This is a genomic window from Pseudomonas sp. 2957, from assembly GCF_031456345.1.
GTDB classification, from domain to species: Bacteria; Pseudomonadota; Gammaproteobacteria; order Pseudomonadales; family Pseudomonadaceae; genus Aquipseudomonas; species Aquipseudomonas siliginis.
Map to the genome: position 1 here is coordinate 466347 of NZ_JAVDUL010000004.1, position 12344 is coordinate 478690.

A 12344-nucleotide genomic window follows, 5' to 3' on the forward strand; every position below is an offset into this window, starting at 1 on the left:
ACGGGCAAAAAAATGCCGCTCGATCGAGCGGCATTTTCATCGGCGCAACGTTTACTCGGAAGCCACGGCGTTCTTCGCCAGAATCGCGTTCGCCAGTTCCATGTCCGAAGCCTGCAGGCCCGGGTTGTCGGCGCGGACTTTCTGCATGGCTGCTTCCAGGTACGGGCCACGGATGCCGCCGTCGCTGGCGACGAAGCTGCCGGCGTCGTCCTGGGCGGCGACGATCAGCTTGTGATCCTTGAACGTCAGGTAGGTCGAGCCGGTGGTGGCACCGGAGGAGATGACGTTACGCCAAAAGCTGTCCGCCATGGCCGAACCAACGGGAAGCGACAGCAGGGCCAAGGTGGCGACAGCAAGTTTGAGACGCATGATGAGGTGACTCCTGGGATTGACTACGGCGTTGGATAGCCGATCCCCCGATCCAGTTCCGTGCTGAATTATTTCAACTCACTTTGCGGCGTCACCCGCAGCACTTCTTCCACCGTGGTCAGCCCCGCCGCGACTTTCTGCGCGCCGGACAGGCGCAGGCTGCGCATGCCTTCCTTGAATGCCTGACGCCTGATCGCGGTGAGGTCGGTATCCGGGGTGATCAGCGCTTTGAGGCTGTCGCTCAGTTGCATGATTTCGTAGACCCCGGCGCGGCCGCGATAGCCGGTGTCGCGGCATTCCAGGCAACCGATCGCTCGCTGCGCATTGCTCGGCAGCGGCGCTTGCCAGGGCCGGGTCAGGGTTTGCCAGTCTTCATCCTCGAGCGTCAGTGGCGCCTTGCAGTGCGGGCATAACGTGCGCACCAGACGCTGAGCCATAACGCCGAGCACGGTGGCTTTGATCAGGTAATGCGGCACACCGAGTTCGAGCAAACGGCTGATGGCGCTAGGTGCATCGTTGGTGTGCAGGGTGGACAAGACCAAGTGGCCGGTGAGTGCGGCCTGAATCGCCATTTCCGCAGTTTCCAGATCGCGGATCTCGCCGATCATGATGATGTCCGGGTCCTGCCGCATCAGTGCGCGCACCCCGGCGGCGAAAGTCAGCTCAATGTTGTGCTGCACCTGCATCTGGTTGAAGGCCGGCTCGACCATTTCGATCGGGTCTTCGATGGTGCAGAGGTTGACCTCCGGCGTCGCCAGTTTTTTCAGCGTGGTGTACAGAGTGGTGGTCTTGCCCGAACCGGTCGGCCCGGTGACCAGAATGATGCCATTGGGCTGGCGGGTCATGTCCTGCCAGCGGCGCAGGTCGTCGGCGCTGAAACCCAACTGGTCGAAATTCTTCAGCAGCACTTCCGGGTCGAAAATCCGCATGACCATTTTTTCGCCGAACGCCGTCGGCAGGGTCGACAGACGCAATTCCACTTCGCCGCCGTCCGGGGTCTTGGTCTTGACCCGGCCATCCTGGGGTTTGCGCTTTTCCGCGACGTTCATGCGACCGAGGCTTTTCAGGCGGCTGACGATCGCCATGGTCACCTGCGGCGGGAATTGATAGACGTTATGCAGCACGCCGTCGATGCGAAAGCGCACGGTGCCGTGCTCGCGGCGCGGTTCGATGTGGATGTCGCTGGCGCGCTGCTGGAAGGCGTATTGGAACAGCCAGTCGACGATGTTGACGATGTGCGCGTCGTTGGCGTCCGGTTCCTGGTCGCTGGCGCCGAGATTGAGCAGTTGTTCGAAATTGCCGAGGTTGCCGCCCTGGGCGTCGGCATTGCTGGCGCCGCTGACCGATTTGGCCAGACGAAAGAATTCGACGCTGAAGCGCTGGATGTCGACCGGGTTGGCCACAACGCGTTTGATCGGCAGCTTCAACACGTGGGTCAGGTCGGCTTCCCAACCGCTGACGTAGGGCTGAGCGCTGGCCACGGTGACCGAATCGCGGTCCACGGCGACGGCGAGAATCTTGTGGCGCTGGGCGAAGGCATAGGACATCAGCGGCGTGATCGCCGCGACATTGATTTTCAGCGGATCAATGCGCAAATACGGCTGACCGGCCTGTTGCGCCAGCCACAGGGTCAGGCTTTCCAGATCCAGATGTTTGCCCGGACGGCTGAGGTCGTCGAGTTGCTGGCTGGCGATGAATTCCAGCGGATGCATCTGCCCGTGAGCAGCATGGCGACGGCGGGCATTGAGCGCCTGTTCCGCCGCGTCCTGGCAGATGAAGCCTTGGGCGACCAGTTCCCGTAATACATCGTTGAGGTCCAGCCAGCGGTCCTGAGTGACAAATTGAACGGACATGCGGCTTTCCTTTTTAAGCGTCATGCGCAAAAGGATAGTCGTGGCTCTGCTGACCGTTGGGCCACTACCCGACGAAGCCGTTGCCGGATTTGTCAGCCGGCAGCCTGTGCGGGCGCCTGCCACGCTGCGTCGGCGTTGTGCAGGTCCACTGTGCAGACGCTGATCAGGTTGCGCAGTTTTTCCGCGATCACTTGCGCGCGATGCCAGCTCAGGCCGCTCATGAGCAGATCGATCGACAGCAGATCGTCCTGGCGCTGGACGTTGACCTGCTCCGGGGTCAGAAACTGCAAGGCGAACAGATTCAGCACGCGCACCAGCAGGTCCGGCTCGGCCTCGGCAAGGATTCGGTACTGCGCCAGGCAGTGAGCGTTGTTGACGTTCCAGACATCGACGCGGGTGGGGGTGCTGTTCACGGCTTCAAGGTGCGGCATGGCAAATCTCCAGATCAGTGGAGAAATTTTTACATTCGGTGCGGGGTATTTCTTGGCTATGATCGGCGCCTGTACAGATTTATCGAAAGAATTGATTCGTGAAAGCTGATCTTTGAGGATTTTTTATGCACAGCGAGCTGGACGCCTACGACCGCAAGATCCTCGCCTTGCTGCAGGAAGACGCTTCGCTGTCGAGCGCGCAGATCGCCGAGCAGGTCGGCTTGTCGCAATCGCCGTGCTGGCGGCGGATTCAGCGGATGAAGGAGGAGGGCATCATTCGCGGCCAAGTGACCTTGCTGGATCGCAAGAAGATCGGCCTGAACACGCAGATTTTTGCCGAGATCAAACTCAACGCTCATGGGCGTTCGAACTTCACTGAATTCACCGAGGCGATTCGCGGCTTTCCGGAAGTGCTGGAGTGTTATGTGCTGATGGGCGCAGTGGACTTCATGTTGCGCATAGTCGCGGCAGACATTGAGGCGTACGAGCGGTTCTTTTTCGAAAAGCTGTCGCTGGTGCCGGGGATACAGGAAGTGAATTCGATCGTGGCATTGTCGGAGATCAAGTCCACCACCAGCCTGCCGGTCTAGTGCGGATGGCCTTTGTGGCGAGGGGATTTATCCCCGCTTGGCTGTGCAGCAGTCCCCGCTTGATCGTTCCCACGCAGAGCGTGGGAACGATCAGGTGGGAAGGTGTTTAGCTGCGCAGGAGGATTTTCCAGGCGCGATTCTGGTACACCGCAATCGCCTGATGCTTGCGTGCATCGAGCAGTTCGTCGGTGATGGTCGGCTCGTTGGCCAGTTGCGCCAGTTTGTTCAGCTCACCGTACAGGCGATCCATTTCCGGGATGTCCAGCACGTTGCGCGCATGGTGCAACCAGACCTGAATGCGCTCGATACGCGGCAGTTGTTCAGCGAGATCTTCCGGCTGCTGCTGATAGCGTTGCAGCTGCAGAGCAGTGGCTTCTTCGCCGAGCAGACGCGGCAGCCAGCTGTGCAGTTGCGCGTCACCCTGACGATTACCGCGAGTGTTGCGGTCGGCGGTCCAGGTGCGGGCCAGCAGCCAGCGTGAAGCGTTCAGCGAGAACTGGCCCCAGCGCGGGTCTTCCAGTTCTTCGAGGAACTGCTCCGGCGCGGCCTTGCGCACGTCTTCGTCTTCGATACCGACCTGTACCAGCGGACGCCAGTCTTCCAGCAAGGCATCGAGGGCCACGCGCAAATCGTGGGTCGACTGACGCGGCGCAGCCTGGCCGAGGCTGCTGAGCAGGGCGCGCATTTCCGCGAGGTTCTCGACCCAGTCCTGCAGCAGACGCCAGTGGCCGTTGAAGCGATATTGTTCGGCCAGACGCTGGCTGCTGCCGAGCAGATGCCAGCTCAGCGCGGCGAAGGCGTCGTCGAGACGGGTTTCGGTGGTCAGCTGCGGCGCTGGCAGGCTCAGCGAGTAGCTGTTGGCGTCGTGCAGGCGATAACCACGCTCGGCCTTGCTGATATCGCATGGCATCAGCGCCAGGGTTTCGGCCAGTTCGGCAGCCAGTTCCAGCAACGCAGCAGGCGCGCCTTCGCGCAGCTCCAGTTCCAGCTCGCAGATTTCTTCTTTCTGCTTGCCGACCACCACGTGACCGAGATCCAGCGCGGCCTCGATAACCACTTTGGTCTTGCCACGGCCCCAGGCGATTTCGGCGCGCTCGCGGACGAAATCGGTGGTGAAGATCGGCTTGAGGGTTTTCTTGTCCAGCTCGGCGAGCGACTCTGGCCAGCATTCGCCGTCGAGTTTCTTCACGTCGAGCTTGGCTTTCGGCAGTTTCCAGTCGTACTCGTTACGCTCGGACAGACCGGCGACGCTCTGGCCACGGGTCTTGAGAGTTTGAATCACTTCGTCACCGTCCTTGCGCAGGCGCAGGGCGACCTTGGCCTGGGCGAGGTCGCGCTCGGGGGTGTCGAAGTACTGGTTCATCAACTCACGGCGTTCCCAGCCACTTTTGTTGCGTTTCTTCAGCAGCGGGTGCTCGCGCAGGGCAGCGAGGGTTTCGCGGCTGACGCGGAGTTTGATTTCAGTTTCTTTTTGCATGGCCGGAACATCCAGAATCGGGAGCGCAGCCGGGGGAATGTGTGGCTGCCAAGGCCGTGCAGTGTACAGGAGTCAAACTTCCTACGCCCTGCGGCGGTTTATTCCGCGCGCCGGATGGTTCTATAGTGGGCCTCAATCCGGGACCTGGAGTCAGTGATGCCATTGCCGTCCATGCAAGACCAGTTCGCCGCGCTGATTGCCGCGCCATCGGTCAGCTGTACCCAACCGAACCTGGACCAGTCCAACCGCGCCGTCATCGATCTGCTGGCGTGCTGGCTCGGTGACCTGGGTTTCAGCTGCGATATACAGCAGGTCAGCCCCGGCAAATTCAATCTGCTTGCCAGTATCGGCAGCGGCCCCGGCGGCCTGGTGCTGGCCGGGCACAGCGACACCGTACCTTATGACGACGCGTTGTGGCAGACCGACCCGCTGAAGCTCACCGAAGTCGACGGTCGCTGGGTCGGGCTGGGCAGTTGTGACATGAAGGGCTTCTTCGCGCTGATCATCGAAGCCGTGCGGCCGCTGCTCGATCAGCCGTTCAAGCAACCGCTGCTGATCCTCGCCACCTGCGACGAAGAAAGCTCGATGTCCGGCGCCCGCGCACTGGCCGAGGCCGGGCAGCCGCTGGGCCGCGCGGCGGTGATCGGCGAGCCGACCGGGCTCAAGCCGGTTCGCATGCACAAAGGCATCATGATGGAGCGCATCGACATCCTCGGGCAGAGCGGCCATTCGTCGGATCCGCGCCTGGGCCACAGCGCCCTTGAAGCGATGCACGATGCCATCGGCGAACTGCGCGGTCTGCGTCTGTTGTGGCAGCGTGAATTCAGCAACCCACAGTTCAGCGTGCCGCAACCGACGATGAACTTCGGCTGCATTCATGGCGGCGACAATCCCAATCGCATCTGCGGCCAGTGCTCGCTGGAATTCGACCTGCGGCCGCTGCCGGGCATGGACCCGAGCCTGCTGCGCGCGGAAATCCTGCGCAAGCTCAACCCGGTGGCCGAGCGGCATAAGGTGAAAATCGATTACAAACCGCTGTTCCCGGAAGTGCCGCCGTTCGAGCAGTCCGAAGATGCCGAACTGGTGCGCATCGCTGAAAAGCTCACCGGCCATCGCGCCGAAGCAGTAGCGTTCGGCACCGAAGCGCCTTATCTTCAGCGCCTCGGCTGCGAAACCATCGTCCTCGGCCCCGGCGACATTGCCTGCGCGCATCAACCCGGCGAGTACCTTGAAATGTCACGTTTGCAGCCTACCGTGCATCTGATTCGGCAGTTGATTGAACATTACTGCCTGACGACAGACGAACGATGACGGCCCTGTGTGGGAGCGAGCCTGCTCGCGAAAGCGTTTTGTCAGTCGCCATTGATGAACCTGATCCACCGCTTTCGCGAGCAGGCTCGCTCCCACAGGGTTAAATGTCTTGCATCAACCCGGTAAATTGCCTGCACCACAACCCGTATTCATGAGGAGAGCGCGCGTGTCGCCAAGCCTGTTCCGACGATAACCATCAGCCCGCTGTGCGTTTTTCGTTTCGCCCCTTTTTTCGGCTGCTCTTTATTACAGGCCCAGGTTCATGCCCGAATACGTCAATTGGCTTCGCCACGCGTCTCCTTACATCAATGCCCACCGCGATTGCACCTTCGTCGTCATGCTTCCCGGCGACGGCGTCGAGCATCCGAATTTCGGCAATATCGTCCACGACCTGGTCTTGCTGCACAGTCTGGGCGTGCGTCTGGTGCTGGTGCACGGCTCGCGCCCGCAGATCGAAACCCGCCTCGCCGCCCGTGGCCTGACCCCGCATTACCATCACGGCATGCGCATCACCGATGCCGCGACGCTTGAGTGTGTGATCGATGCGGTCGGCCAGTTGCGCATCGCCATCGAAGCACGGCTGTCGATGGACATGGCCTCGTCGCCGATGCAGGGCTCGCGTCTGCGCGTGGCCAGCGGCAACCTCGTCACCGCGCGGCCGATCGGTGTGCTGGAAGGTGTCGACTATCACCACACCGGCGAAGTGCGTCGGGTCGACCGCAAGGGCATCAATCGCCTGCTCGATGAGCGCTCGATCGTGCTGTTGTCGCCGCTGGGCTATTCGCCGACCGGCGAGATCTTCAACCTTGCCTGCGAAGACGTCGCCACCCGCGCTGCGATTGATCTGGGCGCGGACAAGCTGCTGTTGTTTGGCGCCGAGCTCGGCCTGATCGACGAAAACGGCAAACTGGTGCGCGAACTGCGCCCGCAACAAGTGCCGGCACATTTGCAGCGTCTGGGCATGAGCAACTATCAAGCGGAATTGCTCGATGCCGCCGCCGAAGCCTGTCGAGGCGGCGTTGCGCGCAGCCATATCGTCAGTTACGCCGAAGATGGTGCGCTGCTGACCGAGCTGTTCACCCGTGACGGTGGCGGTACGCTGGTGGCGCAGGAGCAGTTCGAACTGGTGCGCGAAGCGGCGATTGAAGACGTCGGCGGTTTGCTCGACCTGATCAGTCCGCTGGAAGAGCAGGGCATTCTGGTACGCCGCTCGCGGGAAGTGCTGGAGCGCGAGATCGAGCAGTTCAGCGTGGTCGAGCGCGAAGGCATGATCATCGCCTGTGCGGCGCTGTATCAGATTGCCGATTCCGATGCTGGCGAACTGGCGTGTCTGGCGGTGAATCCGGAATACCGCCACGGCGGACGCGGCGACGAGTTGCTCGAACGCATCGAAACCCGCGCGCGGGCGCAGGGTTTGAAAACCCTGTTCGTACTCACCACGCGCACCGCGCACTGGTTCCGCGAGCGCGGTTTCGAGCCAAGCAGCGTCGAACGCCTGCCAGCGGCGCGGGCGTCGCTGTACAACTATCAGCGTAATTCGAAGATCTTCGAAAAGACCCTCTGAACAACAGCGAGGTCTGTGGCGAGGGGATTTATCCCCGCTGGGTCGCGTAGCGGCCCCCTGTGGTTTCACTTGGAATCGCTGGGGCACTGCTGTGCAGTCCAACGGGGATAAATCCCCTCGCCACTTTCTGCATTCAGTCAGTGATGAATTTGGCGCTGACGTACGGCGAATAATCCGCCAGCACTGTCTCGACCTTGCCCTGTTCCTTCAAGAATTTCGCCGTTTCGGCAATGGCCTCGGCGGTGCCGCCGTCCAGCAGCGCCGTGCTTTGCTGCGCCTTGGCATCCGGGAACGCCGAACCGGCCAGCAGTTCCGGTACATCTGCTGCGTTGGCACCGGTCAATTTGGCGATTTTCTGCACAGGCACCGAGTCGGCCGTCCAGCTGTCTTTGTGTGCCGCGTAATCAGCGAACGATTCCAGGGTGACCTTGGCAAACTTGGCCACCACTTCGGGATGCTTCTCGGCAAAGTCTTTGCGCGCCACCCACACCTCGAAGGTTGGCGCACCCCACTGGCCGACCTGGGCGGCGTCGGTCAGGGTCTTGCCGGTCTTGCGGATCTCGCCTAGCGCCGGCGACCAGACAAACGCACCATCAATGTCGCCACGCTTCCACGCGGCGGCGATTTCCGCCGGTTGCAGGTTGACCACTTTGACTTGCGAGGTATTCAGGCCCCAGTGCTTCAGCGCCCCAAGCAGACTGTAGTGCGAGGTGGACACGAACGGTGTGGCGATGGTTTTACCGATCAGGTCCTGCGGTTTGTCGATGCCGCTGCCGTTGCGCACCACCAATGCTTCGGCGGCATTGATCTGTGCCGAAACGATGAACGCCACGATCGGCAGATTGCGTGAAGCAGCTGCTGCCAGGGGACTTGAGCCAAGGTTGCCTATCTGTACGTCGCCAGAAGCAATGGCAGTGACGACTTCCGGGCCGCTGTTGAAACGACGCCAGTCGATCTTCTCGCCGATGGTTTTTTCATAGACACCATCGGCCTGCGGCACTTTGCTCGGATCGATCCCGGTCTGGTAGCCGACCGTCAGACCGGCGGCATGTGCGGAAAAAGAAAACAGTGCCGACACACAAACTGTAACAAATTGACTTGATAGTGCGCGTTTCGCCATGATGCGTCGCCTTTTCGATGGGATTTGCCGTGTTGGGAGTACGGCAAAGCTAATCGATCTAAAAAAAGGTCAGCAAATACCATTTAGGAATGAGCTTAGGCGCCGATACGCTGTTTCCCGGCGCGGATGGCCATTAATGGGCCATATGCCTGAATGGCATGAAAAAGGACGAATAAATTCTTTTTGGGATTATCAGGAAGTCTTTACGCTGCAGGGACCAAATCACTCGCGATTAGACGATGGTCGTAGACATACAAGGTTACGATTGACTTGGCAGTCACGGTCTGGCGCTAATCGCGAATCTTAGGATTCAGGGCAAATCGACCCCGAACCAGGAACACAAGAATTAGAACGAGAGGAGCGATACATGAACAAGTCCACCTTGGCCCTGGCTGTGGCCGTTGGGGTTATGGCGCAGCAGGCAGGCGCTGCCGGTTTCATCGAAGACAGCAAGGCTACTCTGGGTCTGCGTAACTTCTATATCAACACTGACAACCGTGACGGCGATACCAAAGCTGCCGGCGCTCAGAACAAGCAAGAAGAATGGGGCCAAGGCTTCGATCTGCGGTTTATCTCCGGTTATACCCAAGGCACCGTAGGCTTCGGTATCGATGCCATCGGCCTGTTGGGTGTGCGTCTGGATTCGGGTGGCGGCACCAACGGTGCTACCTCGACTTCCTACGGCGGTACTGTATTCCCGAGCAAATCCAACGGCGAAGCGGTCGACAACTTCTCCAGCCTGGGTTTGACTGCCAAAGCCAAGATCTCTCAGACCGAACTGAAATTGGGCACCCTGCAGCCAAAACTGCCGGTCATCGTGACCAACGACGGTCGTCTGCTGCCGCAAACCTTCCAGGGTGGCCAGATCACTTCGAGCGAGATCAAGGATCTGACGCTGGTTGCTGGTCAAATCGAGCACGCCAAGGGCCGTAACTCCAGCAACAACGAAGAGTTGTCGATTGCGGGCTCCAACGCTCACACCGCTGCCGGTCGTGACAGTAACAAGTTCATCTACGGTGGCGGTGACTACAAAATCACCAAAGACCTGACTGCTCAGTACTACTACGGCAACCTGCAGGATTACTACAAGCAGCACTTCCTGGGTCTGGTGCACAACTGGGCAATCGGCCCGGGTGTATTGAAGTCGGATTTGCGTTACTTCAATAGCCGTGACGATGGCGCCAACGGTAATGATCCGGCGTACTACACCACTGGTGACTACGGTACCGGCATCACCAAAGGGAAAGTCGACAACAACCTGTACAGTGGTTTGTTCCTGTACACCGTTGAAGGTCACACCTTCGGTGGCGGTTATCAGGTCAGTAACGGCAACAGCGACTTCCCTTGGCTGAACCAGGGTGACGGCTCGTCGGCTTACATCACTACCGACATGCAAATTGCCAAATTCGCTCGCGCTGGCGAACGTACTTGGCAAGCTCGCTACTCGTACGACTTCGCGAAGGTAGGCGTACCTGGCCTTACCGCCGGTGTGGTTTACCTGCGTGGCGATAACATCGACACTACTGGTCGTGTTGGCAGTAGCGTGCCACAAGTCAGCACCAATGCCACTGGCCGTTCCGAGTGGGAGCGTGACCTCACTGTTGCTTACGTCGTACCGGAAGGCCCGCTGAAAAACGTTGGCGTAATGTGGAAAAACGCAACCTGGCGCAACGACATCCCGGGTCAACGCGACCAGGACGAAAACCGCCTGATCCTCAGCTACTCGATCCCGCTGCTGTAACAGCTCGACCAAGTAACTGAAGCAAAAAAAAGCCCCGTCCGGCATCGCGCCGGACGGGGCTTTTGCGTTTCGAGTCAGGCTCACCCCCGTAAGCCTTTCTCGATTTCCCTCTTTGCTGCAACTCAAGGCCTTCTCGAACCTTGGTTGGATGTTCGTCGCGATGCCGTCTGGTGTCCAATGAACAGATGTTTAATATTCACTAATGATCTAGATATCTAGTTATTTATTCTTTTTCACACTGATTGATCCCGAGCTACAGTTGTTGTCTCCCATCCCTCATCAGGAGCAGCACCATGAGCCTCAGACTCGGCGACATCGCCCCCGATTTCGAACAGGATTCCAGCGCCGGCAAGATTCGTTTCCACGAATGGCTGGGCGATAGCTGGGGTGTGCTGTTTTCCCATCCGGCGGACTTCACTCCTGTGTGCACCACCGAGCTGGGTTTCACCGCCAAGCTCAAGGATGAATTCAGCCGACGCGGCGTCAAGGCCATCGCGCTGTCGGTTGACCCGGTGGACTCGCACCACAAGTGGATCGAGGACATCAACGAAACCCAGAACACTATCGTCAATTTCCCGATCCTGGCCGATGCCGATCGCAAGGTCTCCGATCTCTACGACCTGATCCACCCGAACGCCAATGACACGCTGACTGTGCGTTCACTGTTCGTCATCGATCCGAACAAGAAGATTCGCCTGACCATCACCTACCCGGCGAGTACCGGGCGCAACTTCCACGAGATCCTGCGGGTGATCGACTCGCTGCAGCTCACCGACAATTACAAAGTCGCCACCCCGGCCAACTGGCAGGACGGTGAAGAAGTGGTGATCGTGCCGTCGCTCAAGGACGAAGACGAGATCAAGCAGCGCTTCCCAAAAGGCTATCGCGCGGTGAAGCCCTACCTGCGCCTGACGCCGCAGCCGAACAAATAAGATTTGTGGTGCAGTCACCGCCGCTTTCGCGAGCAGGCTCGCTCCCACATTTGCAATGCATTCCCCTGTGGGAGCGAGCCTGCTCGCGAAGGCGTCAGTCCAGGCACTTGAGAATCCAGAATCACAACGCAGGGGAATTTCGGCCGTTTCGACGGCCTTTTTTTTCGCCTGGATTCTGCTTATCTTCATATTTCTTAAACGCATAACCAAATGAATAAATATGATTTATGGATATATAAATCAGCTGGTAAGGTCACTGCCATTGAAGCGAGATCGCAGCCTGCGAATCGCCTGTAACGCTTAAAGGAATCTGCAATGCTGGTCGTCTCACTCGGTGGCAGCCCCAGCCTGCGCTCCCGTTCCGGGGTGCTGCTGGAGCGTTCGCAACGCTGGTTGCAACAGCAAGGGGTGGAAGTGGTGAGTTATCAGGTGCGGGACTTCCCGGCCGAGGATCTGCTCCACGCGCGCTTCGACAGTCCGAAGGTCCTCGACCTGCTGCAACAGATCGCAAACGCCGATGGCCTGCTGATCGCCACGCCGGTGTACAAGGCCTCGTTTTCCGGAGCGCTGAAGACCCTGCTGGATCTGCTCCCCGAGCGTGCTTTGAACCACAAGGTTGTCTTGCCGATGGCCACGGGCGGCAGCATCGCCCACATGCTGGTGGTCGATTACGCCCTCAAGCCTGTGCTGTCGGCACTCAAGGCCCAAGAGATGCTTCAGGGCATTTTCGCCGAGGACAGCCAGATCGCTTACGGCGAAGGCAGTGCCGCCGCGCAACTGGCGCCGGCCCTGGAGCAACGGTTACACGAGGCCCTGGACCAGTTCATCGGCGCCATGGCGCGCCGGCCGAAACCGCTGGAGCCAGGCCTGCTGAACGAACGTTTGTTGAGTGCTCGCTGGAGCATTTAAGCCTTATCGAAATTTGAAGTACTGGCCTTACTCGCCCGCCAACGGGC

Annotated in this window: 11 protein-coding genes; 6 read left to right on the forward strand and 5 right to left on the reverse strand. The window is 59.7% G+C overall.

Annotation, left to right across the window (positions count from 1 at the left end):
* Window positions 1-51 precede the first annotated feature (51 nt).
* The 3 genes from J2Y39_RS16785 to J2Y39_RS16795 all read right to left on the reverse strand — a co-directional run bounded on the left by J2Y39_RS16785 (window position 52) and on the right by J2Y39_RS16795 (window position 2653).
* On the reverse strand, window positions 52-372 hold the full coding sequence (locus J2Y39_RS16785; protein ID WP_172667868.1) for a DUF2388 domain-containing protein: 321 nt from the start codon (window positions 370-372) through the stop codon (window positions 52-54).
* A 65-nt stretch (window positions 373-437) separates the two neighbouring features.
* The gene (locus J2Y39_RS16790) at window positions 438-2222 is read right to left on the reverse strand and encodes a GspE/PulE family protein (RefSeq protein ID WP_024014732.1); all 1785 of its coding nucleotides are present in this window, start codon (window positions 2220-2222) and stop codon (window positions 438-440) included.
* A 92-nt stretch (window positions 2223-2314) separates the two neighbouring features.
* On the reverse strand, window positions 2315-2653 hold the full coding sequence (locus J2Y39_RS16795; protein WP_310218830.1) for a hypothetical protein: 339 nt from the start codon (window positions 2651-2653) through the stop codon (window positions 2315-2317).
* A 125-nt stretch (window positions 2654-2778) separates the two neighbouring features.
* On the opposite strand from J2Y39_RS16795, the gene J2Y39_RS16800 reads away from it, so the two are divergent.
* Window positions 2779-3243: an Lrp/AsnC family transcriptional regulator gene (locus tag J2Y39_RS16800; RefSeq protein WP_024014730.1), complete on the forward strand. Its 465-nt coding sequence runs from the start codon at window positions 2779-2781 to the stop codon at window positions 3241-3243.
* Between the two features lie 106 nt (window positions 3244-3349).
* Here J2Y39_RS16800 and J2Y39_RS16805 read toward each other — a convergent pair whose 3' ends face one another.
* Window positions 3350-4720, reverse strand: a complete 1371-nt coding sequence (locus tag J2Y39_RS16805) for an inorganic triphosphatase (protein ID WP_236167740.1) — start codon at window positions 4718-4720, stop codon at window positions 3350-3352.
* A gap of 156 nt (window positions 4721-4876) precedes the next feature.
* Between J2Y39_RS16805 and argE the strand changes: the two genes are divergently transcribed.
* On the forward strand, window positions 4877-6031 hold the full coding sequence (gene argE / locus J2Y39_RS16810) for an acetylornithine deacetylase (protein ID WP_095181289.1): 1155 nt from the start codon (window positions 4877-4879) through the stop codon (window positions 6029-6031).
* A gap of 262 nt (window positions 6032-6293) precedes the next feature.
* On the forward strand, window positions 6294-7595 hold the full coding sequence (gene argA / locus J2Y39_RS16815; RefSeq protein ID WP_016772647.1) for an amino-acid N-acetyltransferase: 1302 nt from the start codon (window positions 6294-6296) through the stop codon (window positions 7593-7595).
* Window positions 7596-7728: 133 nt separating this feature from the next.
* On the opposite strand, the gene tauA is transcribed toward argA, so the two are convergent.
* Complete coding sequence (gene tauA, locus J2Y39_RS16820; RefSeq protein ID WP_236167916.1) at window positions 7729-8718, reverse strand: taurine ABC transporter substrate-binding protein; 990 nt, start codon at window positions 8716-8718, stop codon at window positions 7729-7731.
* Window positions 8719-9082: 364 nt separating this feature from the next.
* Here tauA and J2Y39_RS16825 point away from each other — a divergent pair, with 364 nt between their 5' ends.
* The 3 genes from J2Y39_RS16825 to ssuE all read left to right on the forward strand — a co-directional run bounded on the left by J2Y39_RS16825 (window position 9083) and on the right by ssuE (window position 12297).
* Window positions 9083-10456, forward strand: coding sequence for an OprD family porin (locus J2Y39_RS16825; RefSeq protein ID WP_150637056.1), 1374 nt, complete (start codon window positions 9083-9085; stop codon window positions 10454-10456).
* 293 nt (window positions 10457-10749) lie between these two features.
* Window positions 10750-11388 (forward strand): peroxiredoxin, encoded by a 639-nt coding sequence (locus J2Y39_RS16830; RefSeq protein ID WP_041476878.1) that lies wholly within the window; start codon window positions 10750-10752, stop codon window positions 11386-11388.
* Between the two features lie 315 nt (window positions 11389-11703).
* On the forward strand, window positions 11704-12297 hold the full coding sequence (ssuE, locus tag J2Y39_RS16835) for an NADPH-dependent FMN reductase (RefSeq protein WP_016772651.1): 594 nt from the start codon (window positions 11704-11706) through the stop codon (window positions 12295-12297).
* Window positions 12298-12344 lie beyond the last annotated feature (47 nt).

What these genes read in the sequence shown, in the direction of transcription:
- J2Y39_RS16790 (WP_024014732.1), bottom strand. Translation starts at nt 2,222, where the DNA reads ATGTCCGTTCAATTTGTCACTCAGGACCGCTGGCTGGACCTCAACGAT.
- J2Y39_RS16795 (WP_310218830.1), bottom strand. Translation starts at nt 2,653, where the DNA reads ATGCCGCACCTTGAAGCCGTGAACAGCACCCCCACCCGCGTCGATGTC.
- J2Y39_RS16800 (WP_024014730.1), top strand. Translation starts at nt 2,779, where the DNA reads ATGCACAGCGAGCTGGACGCCTACGACCGCAAGATCCTCGCCTTGCTG.
- J2Y39_RS16805 (WP_236167740.1), bottom strand. Translation starts at nt 4,720, where the DNA reads ATGCAAAAAGAAACTGAAATCAAACTCCGCGTCAGCCGCGAAACCCTC.
- argE (WP_095181289.1), top strand. Translation starts at nt 4,877, where the DNA reads ATGCCATTGCCGTCCATGCAAGACCAGTTCGCCGCGCTGATTGCCGCG.
- argA (WP_016772647.1), top strand. Translation starts at nt 6,294, where the DNA reads ATGCCCGAATACGTCAATTGGCTTCGCCACGCGTCTCCTTACATCAAT.
- J2Y39_RS16825 (WP_150637056.1), top strand. Translation starts at nt 9,083, where the DNA reads ATGAACAAGTCCACCTTGGCCCTGGCTGTGGCCGTTGGGGTTATGGCG.
- J2Y39_RS16830 (WP_041476878.1), top strand. Translation starts at nt 10,750, where the DNA reads ATGAGCCTCAGACTCGGCGACATCGCCCCCGATTTCGAACAGGATTCC.
- ssuE (WP_016772651.1), top strand. Translation starts at nt 11,704, where the DNA reads ATGCTGGTCGTCTCACTCGGTGGCAGCCCCAGCCTGCGCTCCCGTTCC.